General features: G+C 69.1%; 23 protein-coding genes. 12 read left to right on the top strand and 11 right to left on the bottom strand.

The features are described 5' to 3' along the window. Positions 1 to 111 precede the first annotated feature (111 nt). From FHG54_RS15805 to FHG54_RS16435, 3 genes are read right to left on the bottom strand one after another with little or no spacing between them, the layout of a single operon-like run. On the bottom strand, positions 112 to 729 hold the full coding sequence (locus tag FHG54_RS15805) for a response regulator transcription factor (RefSeq protein WP_139418119.1): 618 nt from the start codon (positions 727 to 729) through the stop codon (positions 112 to 114). Continuing rightward, the gene (locus FHG54_RS15800) at positions 726 to 1,808 is read right to left on the bottom strand and encodes a sensor histidine kinase (RefSeq protein ID WP_168197211.1); all 1,083 of its coding nucleotides are present in this window, start codon (positions 1,806 to 1,808) and stop codon (positions 726 to 728) included. The genes FHG54_RS15805 and FHG54_RS15800 overlap by 4 nt, the downstream gene beginning before the upstream one ends. Positions 1,809 to 1,867: 59 nt before the next feature. Then, positions 1,868 to 2,113: a hypothetical protein gene (locus tag FHG54_RS16435; RefSeq protein ID WP_168197210.1), complete on the bottom strand. Its 246-nt coding sequence runs from the start codon at positions 2,111 to 2,113 to the stop codon at positions 1,868 to 1,870. A gap of 53 nt (positions 2,114 to 2,166) precedes the next feature. On the opposite strand from FHG54_RS16435, the gene FHG54_RS15795 reads away from it, so the two are divergent. Beyond that, positions 2,167 to 2,889 carry a stage II sporulation protein M gene (locus tag FHG54_RS15795; protein WP_210415442.1) on the top strand — a complete coding sequence of 241 codons (723 nt, stop codon included), beginning with the start codon at positions 2,167 to 2,169 and terminating at the stop codon, positions 2,887 to 2,889. Between the two features lie 131 nt (positions 2,890 to 3,020). Continuing rightward, entirely contained in the window at positions 3,021 to 3,377 is a 357-nt protein-coding gene (locus FHG54_RS15790; protein ID WP_139418115.1) for an iron chaperone, read from the top strand. Between the two features lie 24 nt (positions 3,378 to 3,401). Here FHG54_RS15790 and FHG54_RS15785 read toward each other — a convergent pair whose 3' ends face one another. After that, positions 3,402 to 4,766 (bottom strand): NAD-dependent succinate-semialdehyde dehydrogenase, encoded by a 1,365-nt coding sequence (locus FHG54_RS15785; protein ID WP_139418113.1) that lies wholly within the window; start codon positions 4,764 to 4,766, stop codon positions 3,402 to 3,404. Positions 4,767 to 4,958: 192 nt separating this feature from the next. Here FHG54_RS15785 and FHG54_RS15780 point away from each other — a divergent pair, with 192 nt between their 5' ends. The 5 genes from FHG54_RS15780 to FHG54_RS15760 all read left to right on the top strand — a co-directional run bounded on the left by FHG54_RS15780 (position 4,959) and on the right by FHG54_RS15760 (position 9,790). Continuing rightward, the gene (locus tag FHG54_RS15780; RefSeq protein ID WP_139418112.1) at positions 4,959 to 6,116 is read left to right on the top strand and encodes a CaiB/BaiF CoA transferase family protein; all 1,158 of its coding nucleotides are present in this window, start codon (positions 4,959 to 4,961) and stop codon (positions 6,114 to 6,116) included. After that, positions 6,113 to 7,309 carry an acyl-CoA dehydrogenase family protein gene (locus FHG54_RS15775; RefSeq protein ID WP_139418110.1) on the top strand — a complete coding sequence of 399 codons (1,197 nt, stop codon included), beginning with the start codon at positions 6,113 to 6,115 and terminating at the stop codon, positions 7,307 to 7,309. The genes FHG54_RS15780 and FHG54_RS15775 overlap by 4 nt, the downstream gene beginning before the upstream one ends. 179 nt (positions 7,310 to 7,488) lie before the next feature. Beyond that, positions 7,489 to 8,304 carry an amino acid ABC transporter substrate-binding protein gene (locus FHG54_RS15770; protein WP_139418109.1) on the top strand — a complete coding sequence of 272 codons (816 nt, stop codon included), beginning with the start codon at positions 7,489 to 7,491 and terminating at the stop codon, positions 8,302 to 8,304. 36 nt (positions 8,305 to 8,340) lie between these two features. After that, positions 8,341 to 9,003, top strand: a complete 663-nt coding sequence (locus FHG54_RS15765) for an amino acid ABC transporter permease (RefSeq protein ID WP_139418108.1) — start codon at positions 8,341 to 8,343, stop codon at positions 9,001 to 9,003. Continuing rightward, positions 8,990 to 9,790: an amino acid ABC transporter ATP-binding protein gene (locus FHG54_RS15760; RefSeq protein ID WP_139418107.1), complete on the top strand. Its 801-nt coding sequence runs from the start codon at positions 8,990 to 8,992 to the stop codon at positions 9,788 to 9,790. The genes FHG54_RS15765 and FHG54_RS15760 overlap by 14 nt, the downstream gene beginning before the upstream one ends. Positions 9,791 to 9,839: 49 nt before the next feature. On the opposite strand, the gene FHG54_RS15755 is transcribed toward FHG54_RS15760, so the two are convergent. From FHG54_RS15755 to FHG54_RS15745, 3 genes are read right to left on the bottom strand one after another with little or no spacing between them, the layout of a single operon-like run. Beyond that, positions 9,840 to 11,255 carry an MFS transporter gene (locus FHG54_RS15755; RefSeq protein ID WP_139418106.1) on the bottom strand — a complete coding sequence of 472 codons (1,416 nt, stop codon included), beginning with the start codon at positions 11,253 to 11,255 and terminating at the stop codon, positions 9,840 to 9,842. Further along, entirely contained in the window at positions 11,252 to 12,529 is a 1,278-nt protein-coding gene (locus tag FHG54_RS15750; protein WP_139418105.1) for a M20 family metallopeptidase, read from the bottom strand. Before FHG54_RS15750 ends, FHG54_RS15755 begins: the two co-directional genes overlap by 4 nt. Beyond that, a complete protein-coding gene (locus tag FHG54_RS15745; protein ID WP_139418104.1) occupies positions 12,526 to 13,692 on the bottom strand; it encodes a M24 family metallopeptidase in 1,167 nt (388 codons plus the stop codon). The genes FHG54_RS15750 and FHG54_RS15745 overlap by 4 nt, the downstream gene beginning before the upstream one ends. Positions 13,693 to 13,820: 128 nt before the next feature. On the opposite strand from FHG54_RS15745, the gene FHG54_RS15740 reads away from it, so the two are divergent. Beyond that, complete coding sequence (locus tag FHG54_RS15740; RefSeq protein WP_139418103.1) at positions 13,821 to 14,564, top strand: Pr6Pr family membrane protein; 744 nt, start codon at positions 13,821 to 13,823, stop codon at positions 14,562 to 14,564. On the opposite strand, the gene FHG54_RS15735 is transcribed toward FHG54_RS15740, so the two are convergent. The 3 genes from FHG54_RS15735 to FHG54_RS15725 are packed head-to-tail and all read right to left on the bottom strand — an operon-like array spanning position 14,461 to position 18,949. Beyond that, positions 14,461 to 15,966: a flavin monoamine oxidase family protein gene (locus FHG54_RS15735; protein ID WP_139418102.1), complete on the bottom strand. Its 1,506-nt coding sequence runs from the start codon at positions 15,964 to 15,966 to the stop codon at positions 14,461 to 14,463. The genes FHG54_RS15740 and FHG54_RS15735 overlap by 104 nt on opposite strands. 39 nt (positions 15,967 to 16,005) lie before the next feature. Then, positions 16,006 to 17,418, bottom strand: coding sequence for an aspartate aminotransferase family protein (locus tag FHG54_RS15730; RefSeq protein WP_139418101.1), 1,413 nt, complete (start codon positions 17,416 to 17,418; stop codon positions 16,006 to 16,008). Between the two features lie 43 nt (positions 17,419 to 17,461). Beyond that, a complete protein-coding gene (locus FHG54_RS15725; RefSeq protein WP_139418100.1) occupies positions 17,462 to 18,949 on the bottom strand; it encodes a CoA-acylating methylmalonate-semialdehyde dehydrogenase in 1,488 nt (495 codons plus the stop codon). A gap of 158 nt (positions 18,950 to 19,107) precedes the next feature. Here FHG54_RS15725 and FHG54_RS15720 point away from each other — a divergent pair, with 158 nt between their 5' ends. The 3 genes from FHG54_RS15720 (at position 19,108) to FHG54_RS15710 (ending at position 22,292) form a co-directional block, all read left to right on the top strand. Then, positions 19,108 to 20,775 carry a PucR family transcriptional regulator gene (locus FHG54_RS15720; RefSeq protein ID WP_233437807.1) on the top strand — a complete coding sequence of 556 codons (1,668 nt, stop codon included), beginning with the start codon at positions 19,108 to 19,110 and terminating at the stop codon, positions 20,773 to 20,775. A gap of 321 nt (positions 20,776 to 21,096) precedes the next feature. Then, the gene (locus FHG54_RS15715) at positions 21,097 to 21,555 is read left to right on the top strand and encodes a VOC family protein (RefSeq protein ID WP_139418099.1); all 459 of its coding nucleotides are present in this window, start codon (positions 21,097 to 21,099) and stop codon (positions 21,553 to 21,555) included. Positions 21,556 to 21,566: 11 nt separating this feature from the next. After that, positions 21,567 to 22,292, top strand: a complete 726-nt coding sequence (locus FHG54_RS15710; RefSeq protein WP_139418098.1) for a winged helix-turn-helix transcriptional regulator — start codon at positions 21,567 to 21,569, stop codon at positions 22,290 to 22,292. A 92-nt stretch (positions 22,293 to 22,384) separates the two neighbouring features. Here FHG54_RS15710 and FHG54_RS15705 read toward each other — a convergent pair whose 3' ends face one another. Beyond that, on the bottom strand, positions 22,385 to 22,954 hold the full coding sequence (locus FHG54_RS15705) for an MOSC domain-containing protein (RefSeq protein WP_139418097.1): 570 nt from the start codon (positions 22,952 to 22,954) through the stop codon (positions 22,385 to 22,387). A 210-nt stretch (positions 22,955 to 23,164) separates the two neighbouring features. Here FHG54_RS15705 and FHG54_RS16860 point away from each other — a divergent pair, with 210 nt between their 5' ends. Continuing rightward, complete coding sequence (locus tag FHG54_RS16860) at positions 23,165 to 23,800, top strand: hypothetical protein (RefSeq protein ID WP_139418096.1); 636 nt, start codon at positions 23,165 to 23,167, stop codon at positions 23,798 to 23,800. Positions 23,801 to 23,807 lie beyond the last annotated feature (7 nt).

Below are 23,807 nucleotides of genomic sequence, written 5' to 3'. Positions count from 1 at the left end.
ACCCTCCACTCGGTCGACGATCCGGTGCAACGAGCCTAGCTTTTGTGCGGCTGGGCAGCCTCGTGGGCGTCGAGGGTTGTACTTCCGGAGTGTGTATGAAGACCGTGAGTTTCAGAGCCAGCCGCGGTCGTTGGCTACGCGTGCGGCGTCGTGGCGGGTATTGGTGTTGGTCTTTCTCATGGCGTTGGAGAGGTAGTTGCGGACGGTGCCGGATGAGAGGTACAGGCGACGGGCGATGTCTTTGACGGCGTAGCCGTTGCGGGTTTCTCGGAGTGCATCGGCCTCGCGTTCGGTGAGTGGAGAGTCGTCGGTCATCGATGCTTCGAGGACGTCGTGGGCTATCCATCTCTTGCCGGCGTGGACCTGGTGGATGGCGTGGACGATGTCATCGGGGTCGGAGGACTTGCTGATGAATCCGAGGACTCCGAGCTTGAGGGCGCGGCGCAGGACACCGGGTCGTGCGTGTCGGGTCAGCATGAGTACGCGCTGGCCGGGATGTCGATCGAGAATGGTTGCCGTGGCTTCGAGCCCGTCGACGCCGGGCATCTCGAGGTCGATGACGAGCACGTCTGGGCGGTGGGCGAGGACGGCGGTGACGGCGTCCGCGCCGTCGTCGGCTTGCGCTATGACTTCCACGGTGCCGTCGAGGGGGAGAAGGGTGGCGAGGGCCGTTCGCAGCAGATGCTCGTCGTCGACGAGGATGATCCGGACGCGGCCAGCCGAAGTCATTGCGCATCCTCAGGCGGGCAGGCGGGCGGGCGGGCGGGCAGGTCGAGGTCAGTGCGGGCCTGGATCGTGAACGTCGGTGGCGAGCTCTCGATGGTGAGCAGTCCGCCGGTGTGCTCGAGTCGTTCGCGAAGGCGGGCGAGCCCGCTGAGGGATCGAGGATCGGTGTCGACGCCGTCGTTCGTGACGGAAACTGTCGTGGGTGTCGCTCGAATCGACACGAAACTGGGGCGGGCATGCCGGAGGAGGTTGGTCGTCGCCTCTCGCAGAGTGTGAGCGAGCAAGGGGTTGCTGGCGGTGCTGCCGACCTCGATCTGTGCGCGGACGGTGATCCCGGCGGCTTCACAGAGCCGCTTCGCATTCTCCACTTCTGCGAGCAGGTTCAGTTGGTGATGGGCGTAGACGAGATCTTTGGTCGCCGTGATCGTCTCATCGGTCAGCCGCCGGATCTCAGCGAGCTCGGCCTCCGACCGCGCCGGCTCGGTGCGCAGCAGTTTTTCGGCGACGGCGGCCTTCAGCTTTATGACGTGCAGAGTGTGGCCCTGGATGTCGTGCAGATCGCCGGCGAAGCGGATGCGCTCGTTGGCGACGGCGAGTTCCGCTTCGGTTTCGCGGGCGCGCTCGAGGCGCCGGACGAGGAGCCAGATGTTCTCGCTGAGGAGAATCACCCCCGCAATGAAGATCGTTCCGAGGGCAGGGACCAGCACCCATACGAACGCGAGCTTCCAGGTCACAGGGTGGAAGATCAGCGCGCATACGCCGATGGCAGCCACCCCGAGGGCGAAGGCGATGAGCCAGCGCTTGCGCGCTCGTGTTCGAGCCAGCAGCACCGCGCCGACGAGCGAGAAGGGCACGAAGCTGACTGGGCTGGTGAGGGTAAGGGCTCCGCACGCCCACACGACACCAGTGAACGTCAGCGCGAACATCGCGCGGCGGGGGTATCCCTCCAGGCTCCATTCTCGGAGAATCCCGAGAGTCAGCAGGTATCCCGTCGCGGCGATGACGCCTTCCCACCATGACGGGGCCGTGATGGCCACACCGACGACGCTGAGCGGTCCGATGGCCGCTACCGCGGTGATCATCGCCAGACGGCGTACCCGCCGCTCATCGTACGTCGTGGGGGTGGTGGAGGCGTCGATAGTCAGTTCCGATTCGTTCGCTCGTGCTGTTTGATCGCCCGTCCAACGGGGATCTTCGCGATCATGGCTGCGAGGAACAGCGCCAGCATCACGTATTGCAGAAACCCGTTGCGGACGAAGAAGTCGGTGATCTCGGCCGGAAGGGTGACGAAGATGCCATAGTCCCAGTAAAACAGGCCGATGTAGGCGAGAAATACGGCTGCCGTGAGGGCGATGACCGCGTTCAGCGTCAGGTCGAGAATCTTCATAGTGCCCTACCTTCACCGATGTGACACGCTCACGACAGTGACGCTGTGTCACCTTGTCTGGTGATGTGTTGTCACTACGAAAGCTCGCACCGACACGGTTGAGTGGATGCATGACCTCAGCATCGACCGTCCTGGATGATCCCGCGCGGGTGCCGTTCTGGCAGCGCCCGTTTCGCCTCGTGGGCGAGAACAGGCGCGCCTACCTCTGGCTCAACATCGCCGCGTACGGGCTCGTTGCCGTCGGGTTCGTGGTCGGTTTCATCTTCCCCGAGCTCAATACCGCGCAGGGGGACGCTCTGGAGCACGACGGCACCGGCGATACCGTCCGGGGCCTGGTGGGAATCCCGCCGCTGTTCGCGCTGGTGATCTTCGGGGTCAATGTCTGGCGTCTCAGCTTCTTGACGATTCTGCTGCCCTCATTCGTCATCCCGTTCGCAGGTCTCGCCACGTTCGGCTACTGGGCGGTGCAGACCGGGATCACGCTCGCTCCCGTGACCGCGGAGAAGTGGGTGCTGTTCATCCCGCACTCGCTGACAGTTCTCATCGAGTTGCAAGCGTACGTGCTCTTGCTCCTCGGTGTATGGCTGCTCGGCCGGGCTTGGCTGTATCCCCGCACCGTCGGAGCACCGAGCCGCCGCCGCGGGTACCTGCGCGGGCTGCAACGTATCGGAGTACTTGCCCTTCCTGCGCTCGTTCTGCTCGTGATCGGAGCGGTGTGGGAGGCGTACTCGTTGCGGTACTTGGTCCACCCGCTCATGCAATGGATCCTGTATTGATGAGACGTTCCGGATCGGTTGAAGGCGCCCCGGGTGTGATGGTGATCACACGCGCCGCAGGCCAACCCACGTTCTCCTCTCGTACGAGTTGCGCATGAGTCGCCCGCGTCACCGCGAGTACCATGGCGTTCATGGGCGAGATGAGCGAGTACATCGCCGGGCTCGAGGCACCAGAGCGCGACCTCGTCGAACGCATGCGAGCTCAGGCGATGTCGCTGGTGCCCGAGGCCGTCGAGGGGAGGAGCTACGGAATGCCGGCGCTCCGATATCGTGAGTCTCCGCTCGTCAGCGTCATGTCGGCGAAGGACCACATCGGCCTGTACCCGTTCAGTCCCGAGGTGGTGAGCGCGGTATCGGGCGAACTCGACGGGTACTCCTGGGCGAAGGGCACCATCCGGTTCACCGCCGAGCATCCGTTGCCCGATTCGCTCGTGGAGCGAATCATCCTGCTGCGCCGCGACGAGATCGACGCGGCGAAGGCGCGCTGACGCCGCGAGGCGCGACGTCCCTGTTCAGCCGACGCGGATCAGCTTCTTGTTCACGAACTCGTCGGCGCCCAGACGGCCCATCTCGCGGCCCGTGCCCGACCGCTTGACGCCGCCGAAGGGCAGCTCGGCGCCATCCATGAGCACGCCGTTCACGAAGACCATGCCGGCTTCGATCTGGTCGGCCACGCGCATGGCCTGTTCGGCGTCGGTCGTGTAGACGTAGGAGCCGAGTCCGAACGGGATGTCGTTGGCGATGCGAAGGGCGTCGGCCTCGTCGCTCGCGCGGTAGACCTGCGCCACCGGGCCGAAGAACTCCTCCTTCGACGCGGGATTCTCGGGCGAGATGTCGGTGAGCACGGTGGTCTGGAAGAACGCGCCGTCGCGAGCGCCGCCGTGCACGAGGGTCGCCCCGTGCTCGACCGCACGCTTGACCTGCTCGTCGAGTCCCTCGGCCGCCTTCAACGACGACAGCGGGCCGAGCAGCGTCTCTGCCGACGTCGGGTCGCCGGTCTCGACCTCGGCGAGCTTCGCCGTGAACTTCTCGAGGAAGGGCTCGTAGTACTCGTCGGCCACGATGAAGCGCTTGGCCGCATTGCACGACTGGCCGTTGTTGTCGAGGCGCGCATCGACTGCGGCCTGCGCCGCGCCGTCGAGGTCGTCGGTCGACAGCAGGATGAAGGGGTCGGAGCCGCCGAGTTCGAGCACGACCTTCTTGAGGTGGCGACCGGCGACCTCGGCGACCGCGGCGCCGGCGCGCTCGGAGCCGGTGAGCGAGACGCCCTGCACGCGCGGGTCTGCGATGACGGTCGCGATCTGGTCGTGCGTGGCGTAGAGGTTGACGTAGGCACCCTCGGGGAAGCCGGCGTCGAGGAAGATGCGCTCGATCGCGGCCGCCGACTCGGGGCACTGCTCGGCGTGCTTCAGGAGGATCGTGTTGCCGATGATGATGTTGGGGCCTGCGAAGCGGGCGACCTGGTAGTACGGGAAGTTCCACGGCATGACCCCGACCAGCACGCCGAGCGACGAGCGACGGATGACCGCCGAGCCCTCGCCCGCGAGCAGCGGCACCGGCTCGTCCTTCAGGAAGTCGGCCGCGTGATCCGCGTAATAGCCGTAGATGTCGGCTGCGAAGTCGGCCTCGGCGTAGGCCTGCTCGATGGTCTTGCCCATCTCGCGCACGATGATCTCGGCGAGCTCCCGGCGGCGCTCGGTGTGCAGCTCACTCACGCGGCGGATGAGAGCGGCCCGTTCGGCGACGGTGGACGAACGCGACCAGCCGCGATGCGTCTCGTCGGCCGAGGCGATGGCCGCCTGCAGATCGGCGTCGGTGATCGTCGGGTATGTCTTGATCGTCTCCCCGGTCGCCGGGTTGACCACTGCGTAGCTCATTGGGCTCCTTCTCGACGGTGCACGTTCTCACGCGCCGGTCGGCGACGATGCACACCTGCGTCAAGCCTATGCCTCGGAACTCGGCCGCCATATCGACGCGGCGTCGGTTCCGCGGGTGCCGATCGACAGCGCGTACAACCACGAGACCGGCTGATCTCGGTATCGTGGCGTGCATCGACCCGAGGAGGGCGGATGACCCCGGGAGCCTTGGACGGCGTGCGCGTCGCCGACTTCTCGCGGGTGCTCGCCGGCCCGTACGCCACGATGACGCTCGCCGACTTCGGCGCCGACGTCGTGAAGATCGAGTCGCCGGCCGGTGACGACACTCGGCACTGGCGCCCGCCGGTCGATGCGAGCGGGCAGGCCACCTACTTCGGCAGCGTCAACCGCAACAAGCGATCGGTCGCCCTCGACCTGCGGGATGCCGCGGGGCTCGCCGAGGCGCGGCGGCTCGCGGCATCCGCCGACGTCGTCGTCGAGAACTTCCGCCCCGGCGTGATGGATCGTTTCGGACTCTCCTACGACGCGGTGCGGGCGTCGAACCCGGGCGTCGTCTACTGCTCGATCACGGGCTTCGGCACGGGGAAGGGCGCAACGCTCGCCGGCTACGACCTGCTCGTGCAGGCGGTCGGCGGGCTCATGTCGATCACGGGCGCCACCGACGGCGAGCCCGCGAAGGCCGGCGTCGCCCTCGTCGACGTGCTCACCGGGCAGAACGCCGTCGCCGGCATCCTGCTCGCCCTTCGCGAGCGAGACCGCACGGGGCTCGGCCAGCGCGTCGAGGTCGACCTCCTGCACGGCCTGCTCTCGGCACTCACGAACCAGGCCGCGTCGACGCTCGCCACCGGAGAGCCGCCGCGCCGCCTCGGCAACGCGCACCCGAGCATCGCTCCCTACGCCGTCTTCCACGCGGCCGACCGCGAACTCGTGATCGCCGTCGGCAACGACAAGCAGTTCCGAGCGCTCGCCGCGTCACTCGGCGAGCCAACCTTCGCCGACGATCCGCGGTTCACTCGCAACGTCGACCGGGTCGCGCACCGTGCCGAACTCACGGCGGTGATCGAGGAGCGGGTCGCCGCGGCATCCGCTGCGCACTGGGTCTCACGGCTGGGCAGGGTCGGCGTGCCCGCCGGACTCGTGAACGACGTGGCCGAGGCGATCGCGTTCGGCGAGGCGCTCGGTCTCGAGCCCGTCGCCGAGATCGACGACGGTCCGCGTTCGAGTCGCACGATAGCCAGCCCGATCGGCCTCTCGGCGACGCCCGCCGTCTACCGCAGCTCACCGCCCGCGCTCGACGAGCACGCCGGCGCCAACTGGCATCCTTCCCCCTTGAGAGGACCGCAGACATGACCCACGCCCCCATGATCGACGCCGTGTTCGACCTCGACGCCCTGCTCAGCGCCGAGGAGCGCGAGTGGCAGCAGCGGGCTCGCGCGTTCGCACAGGAGCGCATCCTCCCGGTGATCGAGGCGGACTTCGAGGCGAAGCACTTCCGCCTCGAGCTGGTGAAGCAACTCGGCGACGCGGGATTCCTCGGCATGCACCTGCAGGGGTACGGATGCGCCGGCGCGGGCGCCGTCTCGTACGGCCTCGCGTGCCTCGAGCTCGAGGCGGCCGACAGCGGCTGGCGCACCTTCGTGTCGGTGCAGGGCTCGCTCGCCATGAGCGCCATCCACAAGTACGGTTCCGAAGAGCAGAAACAGCAGTGGCTGCCGGGCATGGTCGCCGGCGACCTCGTCGGATGCTTCGCGCTCACCGAGCCGCAGGGCGGCTCCGACCCCGCGGCCATGACGACGACCGCACGCCGCGACGGCGACGGCTGGGTGCTCGACGGCGCCAAGCGGTGGATCGGGCTCGCCTCGCTCGCCGACGTCGCCGTCGTGTGGGCGAAGATCGACGACCCGTCGTTCGGCGGGGGCGACGGCGGCCGCGCGGTGCGCGGATTCCTCGTGCCGACGTCGACCCCGGGCTTCACGGCGACGCCGATCGACGGCAAGCTCTCGATGCGCGCCTCGGTGCAGTGCGACGTCTCACTCGACGGCGTGCGGGTCGACGGCGACGCGATCCTGCCTGGTGCGAGGGGACTCTCGGGGCCGTTCGAGTGCCTGAACGAGGCGCGCTACGGCATCGTGTGGGGTGCCATGGGCGCCGCGCGCGCGTGCCTCGATGCCGCGATCTCGCGCTCGACCTCCCGCGAGGTGTTCGGCAAGCCGATCGGTGCGAACCAGCTCATCCAGGCGAAGCTCGCCGACATGTTCGTCGAGGTCGAGAAGGGCATCCTCCTCGCCCTGCACCTCGGGCGCCTCAAGGAGCGCGGCGCCCTCACCGCCCCACAGATCTCCGCCGGCAAGCTCAACAGCGTGCGCGAGGCGCTCGCGATCGCGCACGAGGCCAGGGCGATCCTCGCCGGAGACGGCATCACGAACGAGTGGCCGGTCATGCGGCACGCCGCGAACCTCGAGTCGGTACGCACCTACGAGGGTACCGACGAGATCCACCAGCTGATCCTCGGACGCGCGCTCACGGGGCTGAACGCGTTCTGACATCGTGAGCCGAGCGCGGTTCGCGGCGTTCGTCGCCGACCGGCGGGTTCGGAATGAAACGCGGAGTAATGCCGTTTTCTTCGCGGGGTGAGGTCGTGATGGACTCGACCGCACGGCACGCACCACGTCGCCGTACTTCACCCCTTTGAACGTTCTTCACCCCCGTGAACGGAGCCCACATGTCTCGCGCACCCCGCGTTCGCACCCTGCTCGGCCTGGCCGCCGCATCCGCAGCCGTCGTCGCCCTCGCCGCCTGCTCGAGCGGCGAGCCCGCGTCCGGCGATGCAGCGACCGGCGACGAGTACGGGCTCGTGAAGGCGGGAACGCTCACCGTCGCGACCGAGGGCACCTACCGCCCGTTCAGCTTCCACGAAGACGGCTCGGGCGACCTCGCAGGCTACGACGTCGAGGTTGCCGAAGCAGTCGCCGACAAGCTCGGCCTCGAGGTCGAGTTCCAGGAGACCCAGTGGGACGCGATCTTCGCGGGCCTCGATGCGGGCCGGTTCGACGTCATCGCGAACCAGGTGTCGATCAACCCCGAACGCGAAGAGAGCTACCTCTTCTCGACGCCCTACACGGTGTCGCCGAGCGTCGTCGTGGTGAACGACGGCGACACCTCGATCTCGAGCTTCGACGATCTGCAGGGCAAGACGACCGCCCAGTCGCTCACCAGCAACTTCTACGAGCTCGCCGTCGACGCCGGCGCGAACGTCGAGGCCGTCGAGGGCTGGGCGCAGGCCGTCGCACTCCTCGAGCAGGGCCGCGTCGATGCGACCGTGAACGACCGCCTCACCTACCTCGACTACGTGAAGCAGACTCCGGGAGCGAAGCTCGCCGTGGTGGCCGAGACCGACCCGAGCGAGAGTGCGCTGACGTTCACCGAAGACAAGGCCGACCTCGTGAAGGCCGTCGACGCCGCCCTCGCCGAGCTCGGCGCAGAGGGCGTTCTCGCCGAACTGGGCGAGAAGTACTTCGGCGAAGACGTCTCCGAATAGTCCCTCGGCCGGCTCAGCCCGAAAGGCGGTGAGGCGATGAGCGGCTGGCAGCTGTTCCTCGATTCCTTCTGGCCGATCGTCTGGGGCGGGCTGAGCGGCACCATTCCGCTCGCGCTCGCCTCATTCGCGATCGGTCTCGTGCTCGCGCTCGGCGTCGCGCTCATGCGGCTCTCGAAGAACCGGGTGGTCTCGGGCATCGCCCGGTTCTACATCTCGGTGATCCGCGGCACGCCGCTGCTCGTGCAGCTCTTCGTCATCTTCTACGGCCTGCCGTCGCTCGGCCTCGTCATCGACCCGTGGCCGAGCGCGATCATCGCGTTCTCGCTCAACGTCGGCGGCTACGGTGCCGAGGTGATCCGCGCGGCGATCCTCTCGGTGCCGAAGGGGCAGTGGGAGGCCGGGTACACGATCGGCATGTCGAGCACAACGACGTTGCGCCGGGTCATCCTGCCGCAGGCGGCTCGCGTCTCGGTGCCGCCGCTCTCGAACACGTTCATCTCCCTGGTGAAGGACACGTCGCTCGCCTCGCTCATTCTCGTGACCGAGCTGTTCCGGGTCTCGCAGCAGATCGCCGCATTCAGCCAGGAGTTCATGCTGCTCTACCTCGAGGCCGCGCTCATCTACTGGCTCTTCTGCCTCGTGCTCTCGAGCGGGCAGGGCCTTCTCGAGAAGAGATTGGACCGTCATGTCGCACACTGATCCGCTCAGCCCCGCCGCGGCGCCCGACGACTCGGTGCTGCTCGCGGCACGAGGCATCCGCAAGTCGTTCGGCGACAACGAGGTGCTGCGCTCGATCGACCTCGAGGTGCGGCGCGGCGAGGTCGTCGTGCTCATCGGGCCGAGCGGCTCGGGCAAGACGACCGTGCTGCGTTCGCTGAACGGGCTCGAGACGCCGAGCGCCGGCACCATCGACTTCGCCGGAGGCCCCGTCATCGACTTCGCCTCGGGCGTCTCGAAGGCCGAGCGCCTCGCCCTGCGCGATCGTTCGGCGATGGTCTTCCAGCAGCACAACCTGTTTCCGCACATGACGGTCATCGAGAACGTCATCGAGGGGCCGCTGCGCGTGCAGCGCGTACCCAAGGCGCGGGCGGTCGCCGAGGCATCCGCTCTGCTCGACCGGGTGGGACTCGCCGAGAAGCGCGACGCCTACCCGTTCGAGCTCTCGGGCGGGCAGCAGCAGCGCGTGGGCATCGTTCGTGCGCTCGCACTGAAGCCGCAACTGCTGCTCTTCGACGAGCCGACGAGTGCGCTCGACCCCGAACTCGTGGGGGAGGTGCTGCAGGTCATCAAGGAGCTCGCCGACGAGGGCTGGACGATGGTCGTCGTCACCCACGAGCTGAGCTTCGCGCGGCAGGCGGCCGATGAGGTGCTCTTCATGGACGACGGCGTCGTGGTCGAGCGCGGGGCGCCCGGCGAGATCTTCACGAACCCGACGCACGAACGCACCCGGCGATTCCTCGACCGGATCCTGCGCCCGCTCGACTGAAGAGCGCCCCCGCAGGGGAGGCGCCCTTCAGGGGAGTAGTGCATTCGAGCTAGGCGTGCACCTTGCCGATCAGCTCCTCGCCGAGCTCGAGCCGCTCCTGGTCGTCGTCGCCGGGCACGACGTCGCCGCGCAGCGACCGGCCGGCCGTCTCGTTGAAGGTCAGCACCGCCACCAGGCCGATGATGCCGGCGATCGTGAGGTAGAACCCCGGGATGAGGGTCGAGCCGGTGGCGTCGATGAGGGCCTGGTTCGCGAGACCCGCGGTGCCGCCGAGCAGCGACGTGGCGATGTTGTAGCCGAGCGCGAATCCCGCGAGGCGCACCGGAGTCGGGAAGAGCGCCGGCAGCGTCGCCGAGATGTTGCACAGCAGCATCACGAGCATGAGTCCGAAGATCGAGATGCCGAGGATCTGCAGCGCCAGGACGCCCGTGTCGAGCAGCATGACCGCCGGAACCGACAGCACGACGAACCCGATCGACGCGGTGATGAGCAGCGGCCTCCGACCGATGCGATCGGTGAGCGCGCCGAGGGGCACGATCACCGCCATCATCACGAGCTGCACGCCCACGAGCATGAGCCCGGACGTCGTCGCGTCCATCTCGAGGGAGACCGTCAGGTACGTCGGCATGTACGTCAGCACCACGTAGAAGGCCACGTTGATGAGGATCACGATGCCCATGATCTTGAGCAGCTGCTTCGGCTGGTTGCGGATGAGGTCGCCGAGGGTCTGCCAGGCGCTCGTGTTCTTGTCCTGCGCGTGCGACTCCTCGAAGGTGTCGGACTCGTGGAGCGACTTGCGCATGTACAGCGCGACCGCGCCGAGGGGCAGCGTGAGCAGGAACGGGATGCGCCATCCCCACTCCTGCATGAACGCATCGCCGAGGGTGAGCTGCATCACGGTGACCAGGACGGCCGCCGCCGAGAAGCCGAGCAGCGTGCCGAACTCGAGGAACGAGCCCCAGAATCCGCGCCGGTTGTCTGGCGCGTGCTCGGCCATGAACACGGCGGCGCCGGCGTACTCACCGCCGGCCGAGAAGCCCTGGATGATGCGCAGCGCGAAGAGCAGCACCGGCGACCACCAGCCGATCATGTCGTACGTCGGCAGCAGGCCGATGCAGGCGGTCGAGATCGAGATGAGCGTGATCGTGAAGACGAGCACCTTCTGCCGGCCGATGCGGTCGCCGAGCGGGCCGAGGATGATGCCGCCGAGCGGGCGCACGAGGAACGACACGGCGAAGCCGAAGAGTGCCCAGAGCAGGGCCTCCTCGGTGCCGCCGAAGATGTGCACGCTCAGGTACACGGTGAGGTACCCGTAGATGCCGTAGTCGAACCACTCGATGGCGTTGCCGGCCATCGCACCCATCACCGACTTCTTGACGGTCTTGCGCTGGATCGGACTGAGGTCGATCTCGCGCGTGATGGGCGGTGGAGTGCGGTGCTCACCGGTGTCGGTGGTTTCGGTCATTTCGGGACCTCCTGAGGGTCGGTGGCGGGGGTGGCTGAGGTGGCCGAGGTGGTTCGAGCCGGCCGGGTGGTGGATGGACGGTCGCGAGTGCGACCGCGCGTGCATTCCGGGTCGTCGGCGACGGCGATCGCGAGGCGCGCGTAGGCACGTGAGGCGACTGCGAGATCGGCGATCGGCACCGATTCGTCGGGTTGGTGCGCTTGGCCGAGGATGTCGCCGGGGCCGAAGACGACGGTGGGCATGCCGTGGTGGGAATGCATGAAACCCCCTTCGCAGGCTGCCGACCACGCTTCGACGATCGCTTCGTGCTGCTCCGCGACGAGGGAATCGACGACGTGGGTCACGAGGGGATGCGTGTCGGGCACGTCGAACCCGGGCATCTCCATGAGCGTTCGCACGGTGACGGTGGCGCCCTCGGGGCATTCGAGGGCCGTCGCCTGTTCGAGCCACGTCAGCACGTCTGCGGCTCGTTCGCCCGGCATGAGGCGCCGATCGAGCAGCAGCGTGCATCGGTCGGGCACGATCGAGGTTCCGTGACCGCCGTCGATCCGGCCGATGTTCCAGGTGCCCGAGCCGAGCCTGCCGGAGGCGGAGGCGCGCATGTTCCGGTGGTCCTCATCGATCGCCTCGATGATGCGAGTGGCGATCAGGATGGCGTTGAGGCCTTCTTCGGGGCGGCCGGCGTGCGCAGCCCTGCCCTGCACCTCGATCTCGAAGTTCGCAGCTCCGCGGCACGCGACGACGGCCGCCAGGTTCGTGGGCTCGGCGACCACGCACGCCCAGTACGGCCTCGGCGGGACGGATTCGAGGTGGGCGAGTGCGCCGGTGGCGAGATCCTCTTCGTCGACGGTGACGAGCAGCTCCATCGGGATGTCGGGGCGAACCGCGGTGACGGCGCCCATCGCCTGCAGCACGGCCGCGAGACCGCCCTTCATGTCAGCGGCGCCGCGGCCGACGATCGCACCGTCGATGACCCGGGGGGTGAACGGGCCACCGGTCCAACCCTCACCCCCGGGCACCACGTCGGAGTGGCCGAGGAAGAGGATGCCCGGCGCATCGGGGCCGGCCGTGATCGAGAGGTTGGGGCGTCCGGGTGCGACGTTCTGGCGCTTCGTGCGCATCCCGAGCCGCGAGGCGATGCCCTCGAGCATGCGCACCGACAGGATCTCGGTGCCGCCCGGATTCTCGCTGGCGGCGACGATGAGCGACGACGTGTCGGCGACGACGGTCGCCTCGTCGATGAGCGCCAGCGCTTCGGAGAGGTGCGTACTCATGCGGCCTCCTTCACGATGAGCTGCCGGGGTGCGCTCGTGAGCACTTCGATGCCGGCGTCGGCGACCGCCACCGTCTCGCTGATCTCGCAACCGTAGTCCCGCATCCACATGCCGGCGATGACATGGAAGCACATGCCCGCTTCGAGCACCGTCTCGTCGTCGTCGCGGATGCTCACGGTGCGTTCTCCCCAGTCGGGCGGGTAGCCGATGCCGACCGAGTAGCCGAGCCGCGACTCCTTCTCGAGTCCGGCACGTGCCAGCAGGCTCGTCCAGCCGCTGACCACCTCGCGCACCGGTACGCCCGGTCGCATCGCGCCGAGCACGAGTTCGAGGCCGTCAGCGGTGACCCCGGCGATTCGGTCGAGCTCACGCGACGGTCGCCCGAGCGAGACGGTGCGGGCGAGCGGCGCGTGGTACCGGCGGTGCACGCCGGCGAGTTCGAGCGAGACGCCCTCGTCGGCGACGAGTCGCCGTGCGCTCCAGGTGAGGTGGGGAGTGTCGGCGGCCTCTGCGGTGGGCAGCAGCGGCACGATCGACGGGTAATCGCCGGCCGCGCCGTCGACGCCGCGTGCCTGGGCGGCCTGGATGACCGCGGCGAGCTCGTGCTGCGGAACGCCGACCCGGATGGCATCGATGCCGGCGGCCATCACGGCGCTCGCGATGCGGCCCGCGCCGCGCATGAGCTCGAGCTCGGCGGGCGACTTCACGAGCCGTACCCACCCGACGAGGTCGTGATCGTCGACCATCGTCCACTCGGGCAGGCCCTGCGCGAGCGCCGCGAACGAGCGAGGGCTGAAGAAATGCGCCTCGCCCTCATAGCCGACCCGCATCGCGGTCGCATGGCCGCGATCACGCAGCTGCGTCGCCGCCCAGTCGAACGGGTGGCGGTCACGGCGATGGATCAGGTCTTCGGGGTACCCGAGAATCTGGTCGGGCGGGAGGTCGGCGGTGCGGTGCGCCCCGACCGCGTCCATGTGCCGGGTGACGAACAGCACGTCGCCCTCGAGCGGCACGAACAGCAGTTGCGGCATGTAGAACGACCAGGCGTCGTAGCCGGTGAGGTAGTGGAGGTTCGCGGGATCGACGACCACGAGTGCATCGAAGCCGTGTGCGCGCATCCGCTCGCGGGTGGCGGCAAGGCGACTCACGTGATCTTCGGCCATCGTCCTCCTCGTGCTCGCGGCAGAACGCCGCGACGTTGCGAGCCGTTCGTCCACTCTACGAGTCTCGGCCTCTCGAGCACCACTTGCGAGGGAACGGAGGGCGGATCGGGTGCGGCTAGCGTTGAGGCATGGTCGGTCCGGCGAACTCCACTCGCGGGGCCGAGGCGCGGCGGGCCCTCGGCGTGTTCCGCCTGCTGGTGGCGGTGCTCGAGATCGTGGCGATCGTCGGCAACTTCCAGTACGTGCTCGGATTCCGCTTCTTCGCGACCGCGAACTTCTTCAGCTACTTCACCGTGCAGTCGGCGTTCGCCGCGGTCGTCACGCTCGGCATCGCGGGATGGTTCGCGCTGCGCCGGCCCCGCGACCCCGCGTGGCTCGGCGTTCTGCGCACGATGGTCACGGTGTACCTGCTCGTCTCGGGAATCGTCTTCGCCGTCATCGTCGCGCAGGCGTCGACGCGCGACTACCGGGTCGACGTGCCGTGGTCGGACACGCTCCTCCATTTCGTGGTGCCCGCGCTCGCGGTGGCGGCCTGGTCCACCGATGCCGTGCTCGCGGTCAACCCGCGGGTGCCGTGGTCGACCGTGGGATGGGTGCTCGTGTACCCGTCGCTGTGGCTCGTCTACACGCTGGTTCGAGGTGCGGATGTCGGCTGGTATCCGTACTTCTTCCTCGACGAGGCGCAGGTCGGAAGCGCTCTCGGCGTCGCCTTCTACTGTCTGCTCGTGCTCGCGATCTTCGTCTCGTTGACGGCGGGGCTCGTCTCGATCAACCGGTTGCTGTGGCGAAGGGCGCAAGCGAATCGAGCACCTCTGCCTGGAACTCCTCATCGTCGAGAGCCTCGAGCCGAGTCGCCCGTGCTGCAGCGATGAGGCCGAGAAGGAGGGGCTCGCCCGAGGTGAGGCCCGCGTCGATCCACAGGGCGACCGGCGTCGGGGCGCCGACGACCGTGAGGACGTTCGCGGGCGAGGGCGCCGCGGCGTCGGCGGTGTCGTCCGGGTCATCGGGCTCGCCCGCGGCATCCGCTCGCCAGAACGCCTCGTCGAAGCGCAGCCAGACCGTGTCGACCACGCCCATGCCGAGCACCGAGATCGCACGCTGGTGCATGAGCGGCAGCGCCGGAGAGAACTCCACGGTGTCGGTCTTCAGCACGCCGAGCGGCACGGTGACGACCGCCCGGTCGACGTTCAGCGATTCGCCCGAGTCGAGCCGAAGGCTCACCCGAGCGTCGTCGTAGGCGATGCGCGTGACGACGCTCGACACCGCGATCTCGAGCGGCTCGGCGAGGGCGTCGACGTAGTCCGCGAGCCGACCGGTGACGAGTTCCCCGAGGCCTCCGAGCCGGTCGGGATCGTATCGCTCGGCGGAGACGGTAGACGTGGCGGCGCCGGTCGATGGGGCGACGCCGCTGTTGATCGTGTGCGCGAGCCAATCGGCGGGGCTCACGCCGGATTCATCCGGCACCGCCGACAGCGGAGTCGCACCCGAGCCGGCGAGCGCCGTCGCGAGCGACACATCGGCGGGCCGGCCGGCCGCCCACTGCTGCGCGATCGCGACGGCATCGGGGCCGGTCGGCGGAATGGGCACGCTGAGGCCCGCGGTCGTCGTCGCAGAGACCTCGGCGACGAACGGCACGGTGTCGACGGATGCGTCGCGCAGCGCGTCGATGACGGCGGCATCGTCGCCGGTGAAGACGGCCCCCATCTCGATCGAGGTGTCGAAGCCCGAGGCATCCACGCTCTGGATCCGGCCGCCCAATCGATCGCGCGCCTCGATCACGAGCACCTCGAAGCCCGCGTCGACGAGTTCGCGTGCCGCCGTCAGCCCCGCGAGGCCCGCGCCGATGACGGCGACGCGTTCACCGCTCGTGCCGAGTCGCGTGACATCGGCAGCGGCACGGAGGCCCGATTCCCTGGCACCGGCCAGGGTGCCCGGCCGTTCGGGGTCGGTCGCCTCGCCCGCGATGATGAGGCGATCGCCGACGGGTTCTGCCAGTGCACGTCTGAGGTCGGGGGTGCTTCCGACGGCGTCGAAACTGAGCGCCCCGCGCGAGAACGCATCGTCGCCCCAGCTCGAACGGCTCATGGCGGTCGGCAGCGGAACGCCGTTCGTCGGGGCGGGCGGTGTCGTGGCCGGCGGCACCGTGGTGGGCGGCGGGCTCGGGCTCGGCTCCGACCACGTGCAGCTCGCGAGTGCGAGCGTCGTGATGCCCGAGAGCGAGGCGGCGAGGAAGGTTCGCCGTCCGATGCCCTCGGGGGCCGCCCCTGACTCCATGGGATTCAGGCTAGCCGACGGGTCGGCGCGTGCAGCGTGTCAGGCGACGTGGCCGTCGGCGATGCTCAGCGCCTCGTCGATGATGTCGAGCCCCCGCTCCAGTTCGTGCTCGGTGATCACGAGCGGCGGTGCGACGTGCATCCGGTTGAAGTGGATGAACGGCCAGAGCCCCGCCTGCTTGCACGCCGATGCCACGGCCGCCATCGGCGCGGCATCCGCCCCGCCCGCGTTGAACGGAACGAGCGGTTCGCGGGTCGCAGGGTCGCGCACGAGCTCGATCGCCCAGAACAGTCCGGCACCGCGAACTTCGCCGACCGACGGGTGCTTCGCGGCGATCTCGCGGAGGCGCGGGCCGACCACCCGCGACCCGAGGTCGCGAACCCGTTCGAGGATGCCATCGCGCTCGAACACCTCGAACGTCGCCACACCCGCCGCGCAGGCGAGCGGATGCCCCGAATACGTCAGCCCGCCGGCGAACGCGACCGTGTCGAAGTGCGAGGCGATGCGCTGCGAGATGACCACGCCGCCGAGCGGCACGTAGCCCGAGTTCACGCCCTTCGCGAAGGTGATGAGGTCGGGCACGACGTCGAACGCGTTCACCGCGAACCACTCGCCGATGCGGCCGAAGCCGGTCATGACCTCGTCGGCGATGTAGACGATGCCGTACTTGTCGCACAGCGTGCGCACGCCCTGCAGGTACCCGGGCGGAGGCACGAGCACGCCGTTGGTGCCGACGACCGTCTCGATGATGATCGCCGCGACCGTCGAGGCGCCCTCGAGCACGATGACCTGCTCGAGGTGGGCGAGGGCGCGCTCGGCCTCCTGCTCGGGGGTCTCCGAGTGGAACGACGAACGGTACGCATACGGGCCCATGAAGTGCGCGACGCTGCCGTCGCTCGACTCGTTGGCCCAGCGGCGCGGGTCGCCCGTGAGCGAGATCGCCGTCGCCGTGCCACCGTGGTAGCTGCGGTACATCGACAGCACCTTGCGGCGACCGGTGACGGCCCTGGCCATGCGCACGGCGTACTCGTTCGCGTCGGCACCGCCGTTGGTGAAGAACACCCGGTCGAGGTCGCCCGGGGCGACGTCGGCGATGCGGCGGGCGAGGTCGCCGCGGACATCCGACGCCATCGACGGCTGGATGGTCGCGAGCCGGCCCGCCTGCCGCTGGATCGCGGCGACGAGGTCGGGGTGCTGGTGGCCGAGGTTCAGGTTCACGAGCTGCGACGAGAAGTCGAGGTACGCGTTGCCCTCGTAGTCCCAGAAGGTCGAGCCCTCGCCCGCGGCGATCGGCAGCGGGTCGATGAGCGCCTGCGCGCTCCACGAGTGGAACACGTGCGCGCGGTCGTCGGCGCGCACCTTCGCCCCGGCAACGGCGTCGGGCAGCGGATGCCGCGTGCCGAACCGGTCGGCGTAGGCGGCCGCGGGCGCGGCGGTGATGGTGTCGCTCATGATGCTCCTCGGGGCAGTCGTCTCGGTCGGGGAACGGGCGGGTTCAGTGGTTGGACGGGAAGCCGAGGTTGATCTGCGACTCGGAGGGCTGCGGCCACCGCGAGGTCACGACCTTCGATCGGGTGTAGAAGTGGATCGACTCGGGGCCGTAGATGTGGGAATCGCCGAAGAGCGAATCCTTCCACCCGCCGAACGAGTACGCGCCGACCGGAACGGGGATCGGCACGTTGACGCCGACCATGCCGACCTCGATGTCGAACTCGAACTGCCGCGCGGTGCCGCCGTCGCGGGTGAACACGGCCACGCCGTTCGCGAACCGGTTGGCGTTGATGAGCGCGACGGCCTCGTCGTAGTTCGCGACGCGCACGACCGCGAGCACGGGGCCGAAGATCTCGTCTTCGTACACCTTCATGCCCGGCTCGACGTGGTCGAGGAGCGACGTGCCGACGAAGAATCCGCCGCCCTCGAACTCGGCGGCGGTGCCGTCGACGACGACGGTCGCGCCCTCTGCGGCCGCGCCGGTCACATACGACGCGACCCGGTCACGGTGCTCGCGGGTGATCAGCGGGCCCATTTCGCTCGCGTCGTCGGTGCCGTCGCCGATCGTGAGCTTCGACATCCGCTCGGCGACCTTCGCGACGATCTGGTCGGCGACCTCGTCACCGACGGCGACGAGCACCGACACGGCCATGCAGCGCTCGCCGGCCGAGCCGTACGCGGCGGAGACCGCGGCGTCGGCCGCGCCGTCGAGGTCGGCATCGGGCATCACGACCATGTGGTTCTTCGCACCGCCGAGGGCCTGCACGCGCTTGCCGTTCTGCGAAGCGCGCTCGTAGATCGACTTCGCGATCGGCGTGGAGCCGACGAAGCTGATCGCGCGCACCGTAGGGGAGTCGAGGATGGTGTCGACGGCGACCTTGTCGCCGTGCACGACGTTCAGCACGCCGTCGGGAAGCCCCGCCTCCTGGAACAGCTTCGCGATGAAGACCGCGGCGCTCGGATCCTTCTCGGAGGGCTTCAGCACGACGGTGTTGCCGCACGCGATCGCCGAGGCGACCATCCAGAGCGGCACCATGACGGGGAAGTTGAACGGGGTGATCGCGCCGACGACGCCGACCGGCTGCTTCAGGGAGTGCACGTCGACGCCGCGGGCGACCTGCTCGGAGTGCTCGCCCTTCAGGAGGTGCACGAGCCCCGCGGCGAACTCGACGTTCTCGATGCCCCGCGAGACCTCGCCCGCGGCATCCGACAGCACCTTGCCGTGCTCGCTCGTGACGATCGCGGCGAGCTCCGACTTGCGCTCGGCGAGCAGCTGGCGAAGGCGGAAGAACACGTCGGCCCGCTTGATCAGGCCCGTCGCGCGCCACCCGGGCAGTGCGGCCTCGGCAGCGGCGATCGCCTGCTCGACCTCGTCGACGGAGGCGAAGGCCACCTCGTGCTGCTGCGCGCCGGTCGCCGGGTTGAAGACGGGGCCGGTGCGCTCGGCGAGTGCGGTCTCGTGGCCTGCGATGAAGTGGCGGATGACGCTCATGGAGCTCCCTTTCGCGATTGTCCGGACAGATTGCCCGATGGTGCTCTCTGAGCGTGGCGACTGGGCCGTGAGGTGAGCTTCTTCCAGAAGGCCCAGAGAACGATTGATCGTCTAAGATCTGATGATTCCAGCATGACAGAGGAAGAGAGGCGGCCCCGGTGGCAGATCGTCGCGAAGATGAGGCGATTCGAACGAATCGTCCGATACCGGACCCGGCCGATGACGGGCTTCCGACGGTGCGCGAGATCCTCGCGATCCCGGCCGTGGCGCAGGGCCTGCCCGAGGTACTCTCCGGCACCGAGGAAGCGCTCGATGCGCACGTGCGATGGGCTCATGTCTCCGACAGCGCGGGCGTCGCCCGGCTGCTCAACGGCGGCGAGCTGCTCCTCTCGACGGGATCGGGCTGGCCGACCGATCCGTCGGAGCTCTCGGCGTTCATCGGAGGGCTCGTCGACGCCGGACTCGCCGGTCTCGTGCTCGAGCTCGGCGCGCACTACCGCTACGTGCCGGCCATCGTCGAGTCGGCGGCGCGCGAGCACGGCCTCGCCCTCGTCGCGCTGCATCGCGAGGTGAAGTTCGTCGCGCTCACCGAGGCCGTGCACCGCCGCATCATCTCCGAACAGACGGCGGCGCTGCGGGCCCGCGATGAAGTGCGCGAGCGGTTCACGGCGCTGGCCCTGCGAGGTTCGCCCGCCGACTTCATCGTGCGGCAGCTCGCCGAGACCCTCGGCGCCGCGGTCGTGCTCGAGAACCTCGCGCACGAGGTCGTGGCCGCCGAGGTGCCGATCGCTGCGGAGGAGGAGCTGTTCACCCGGTGGGAGGCGCAGTCGCGGGCGGCGCATCGGCGGGCCGAACGGCAGCGCGGGACCAGGCCCACCGGCGCTCCCGGCGAGTGGCTCATCGTGCCGGTCGAGGCGCGCGGCATCCGCTGGGGCCATCTCATCGCGCTTCCCGGCCCCGCGCACCCGGCCGGCCGCACGAGCGTGCTCGAACAGGGTGCGATCGCGCTCGCGCTCGGCCGGCTCGCCGACGGCGGCGTCGACGAGTGGACGCGCATCGGCCGCCAGCAACTGGTCGACGGACTGCTCGCGGGGCGGTTCGCGGGGCTGACCGCGGCATCCGCGCGCATCGAGGCCGCCGGCCTGCCGCTCGAGGGCGCGCGACTCTTCGGCATCGCGGTCACCGGCTCCGCGATCACGGCAGCTGCAGCGGATGCCGCGGCTCGCGAGCTCGGCGGGCGGGCGCTCGCCGGGGCCGCGCCCGAGAGCATCGGTGCTCCGACGATCGTCGTGCTCTCGCTGCCGGCCTCGCGCGTCTTCGACGATGCCGCATCGCATGGCTTCGCCGCTGCGCTGGCCACGGGAGACGCGGCGATGCGCGACCGACTCGTGCTGTCGATCGGCTCCGAGGCGAACGGGCTCGACGCCCTGCTCGGCTCGGTGCAGGAGGCGACCGACCTGGCGAGGGGCCCGGCACCCCGCGCTGCGCGCGGCCCGGTGGTGCGGCGTGCCGACGATCGCCCGCTCGTGCGACTCGTGACCGCGCTCCGCGACGACCACCGGCTGCTCGAGCACGGGGAGCGCATGCTCGAGCCGCTCATCGACTACGACCTGGCGCGCCGAGGCGACCTGCTCGAGGTGCTCGGCGCGGTGCTCGCCCATCCTGGCAACCGCACCGCCGCGGCATCCGCTTCGCATCTGTCTCGTTCGGTGTTCTATCAACGGCTCGCGCTCATCGGCGATCTCCTGGGCGTCGACCTCGACGACGGCGAGACCCTGACGGCGCTGCACCTCGCGCTGCTCGTGCGCCGCAGCGCCCTTCGCTAGCCGACCCCGCGGCACCCGGTGCTGAGCGACCCCACGGCATCCGGGTTTGTAGGACGATGCTTCGTTCGTAGGACGATGCGAGCTCTCGCTGTCCTACACAGCGCCCGAAGTCCTACAAATCCACTGCCTGCCTTCATCTTCGCGCGCTGCCTTCATCTTCGCGCGCTGTCTTCGCCCTTTGTCTTCGCCCGCTCGCCCGCCTTGGCATGCGCCGGCCACCCGCTCCTTCGATCTCGTACTTGCTATTGACAAGTGCACTTGCAAAGAGCAAGCTAAGGGTGCAACATCCAATAGACCAGTGACGATCACCCGGAGGCGATCATGACCGCGACCAGTATTTTCGTGAACCTGCCCACCACCGACCTCGAGCGCTCCAAGAGCTTCTACGAGGCGCTCGGGTTCAGCATCAACCCGCTCTTCACCGACGAGAACGCCGCATGCGTCGTGCTCAGCGACACGATCTACTTCATGGTGCTCACTCGTGAGTACCTCGGCACCTTCACCGACAAGCAGATCATCGATCCGAAGACGCAGGCCCAGGTGTCCATCGCGCTCAGCCGCGACTCGCGTGAGTCGGTCGACGACGTGCTCGCGAAGGGCCTCGCCGCCGGCGGCAGCGAACCGCGCGAGGCGCAAGACTACGGCTTCATGTACTCGCGCGATCTCGACGACCCCGACGGCAACAACCTCTCCTTCCTCTTCATGGAGCCCGCGGCATCCGAGCAGGGGCCCGAGGCGTACATGGCCCAGCAGGGCGCGGCCACGCCGGCTTCGGCCTGACGCGCGACCGCATGGCGACACGCGGCGCGCGCGGCTTCGGCCAGTACGGCGGGGTGGCTCGTGCGCTCGAGCGGGTCGGGGACCGATGGGCGCTGCTCATCGTCCGCGACCTGCTCGTCGGTGCGCGCCGGTACGGCGACCTGAAGTCGGGGCTGCCGCGCATCCCGACCAACATCCTGAGCGATCGGCTCCGAGAACTGCAGGAGTCGGGCGTCGTGCGGCGCGTGCCCACCGTGCGGGGCGGCTACGAACTCACGCCGCTCGGCCTCGGCCTCGAGCCCGTCGTCATCGCCCTCGAGCGATGGGGGTGGTCGGTGCTCGGCGAGCCCGGCGAAGACGAGACGATCGGTGCCGACGCGCTCGCCGTCGCGCTGCGAGCCGCATTCCGAGCGGATGCCGCGGCGTCGCTGCCCCCGACCGAGTATTTGCTCCACGTGGGCGACGTCTCGGTCTCGGCGATCGTCGTCGGCAGCACGCTCGACATCGTGCCTGTCGGCGCCGGAGCGCTGCCGCAGCCCCGGCGACGCTCGGCGTTCGAACCCGTGCCGTCGGCCGTGCTCGAGCTCGAGGTGACGCCCGCGGCGCTCCATGACCTGCTCGCGGGCGATGCCGGCCGGGCGATCGTGCTCGCCGGCGGCGCCGAACTGCTCGAGCGGTTCGGGCTGACCTTCCGCATCGAACCGGCGGTGCCGCCGACCGAAGAGGCGACCGCCGCGGGTGACGCGGCAGCCGCCTGAGATCGCGTCGTGACGGGGGCCGGAGGTCGGCCGGTCCGCCGGTCTGCCGGTCTGCAAGGCCGCGGCGCTCAGACCGTCAGTACGGCGGATCGTCAGACCGTCTGGAGCGCTTCGTGTTCGCCCTCGGGCAACGTCACCGCGATCGGGTCGCCGGGGCTGACGACGCCGTCGTGGAGCACGACCGCCATGATGCCGGCGAGCCGCACGATCTCGCCGTCGTCGCCGCGCGAGACCAGGCGCTTCATGAGGCCGGCGCCGAGCTGGTCGATCTGCGCGCAGGGGTTTCGGAGCCCCGTGATCTCGAGTTCTGCGGTGTCGCCGAGTTGCACTCGGCTGCCGCGTGGCAGGCCGAGCAGGTCGACGCCACGCGTCAGCACGTTCTCGCCGAGGCCGCCCGGCGCAACCTCGTAGCCCTCGGCCGAGAGCTCGTCGAGCAGCTCAGCATGAATGAGGTGCACCTGTCGCAGGTTGGGCGTCGACGGGTCGCGCTTCACCCGCGAGAGGTGCTGCACCGTGCGGCCGAAGTGGGCGTCGCCCTCGACCCCGAGCCCGGTGACGAGCCGGATCTCATCGCGTGTCGGCTTGCTGAACCGATGCTCGTCGTCGCGCGACACCGAGACGACCGACGCGGGCGCCCAGAACAGCTCGTCGAGAATGGCCATGGTTCGAGGCTAGCGCGAGATGAACACACCTTGCGGAGCGTCTCGCGCACGGTCCAGATCGTCTTCATGCCCGCCTCGAGGCGCACGACGGCACCCGTCGCTTCGGCGTCGCACGTTATCGGATCGGTACCGGGGCTTCGCGTTCTCCCGGCGCGCAGTCGATAGTGTGGGGCGACTCACCGTCGACGACGGCCCGACTCGAGGAGACGCATGCCCCGCATCAGCACGACCCGACCGGCAGCCGCGGCTGCGATGTTCCTGCTCGTGGGCCTGACACTCAGCGCATGCGCCGTTCCGGACGCCGATGGTGCCGAGGCGACGACACCGCCGCCGGCATCGGAGCCGGCGCCCGACGAATCGACGACGACCCCGTCGCCCGCCCCGATCGATCCGGCCGATGTATCGACATGGGTGGTCGCACAAAACGGGATCGGCCCGATCTCGCGTGGGGCAGCGTACCCCGCCGTTGTCGAGGGGCTCCCGTTCGAAGTCGTGGAGTGGTGCGCGGGTATCGCTCGGATGAGTCTCGACGACGCCGGTATGACCATGGTGCTCGATCTCAGTGACGACGGCTCGCTCGTCGACGAGATCTGGATCATGGGGCAGTCGGGCGATGGTTCCGCTTCGCCGGCGACGGAGGCGGGTATTCGCCTCGGAGCGTCGACCGCTGATCTGACCGCGGCATATCCGGGCCTCGAGACCATCGTTCAGCGCGGGTCGAACACGTGGGTCTTCGCGACACCTGACGAGGGCGACGACCAGGTGAGTTTCGTGGTCGATGACGACCTCGTCACGCTGATCGGCGCACCGGGTCAGGCCGACCCGCCGAAGGAGTGGTGCTCCTGAGCAGCTG

Origin of the sequence: Agromyces laixinhei, assembly GCF_006337065.1 — a bacterium.
Lineage (GTDB): Bacteria > Actinomycetota > Actinomycetes > Actinomycetales > Microbacteriaceae > Agromyces > Agromyces laixinhei.
This window is presented reverse-complemented; position numbering and strand designations above follow the sequence as displayed.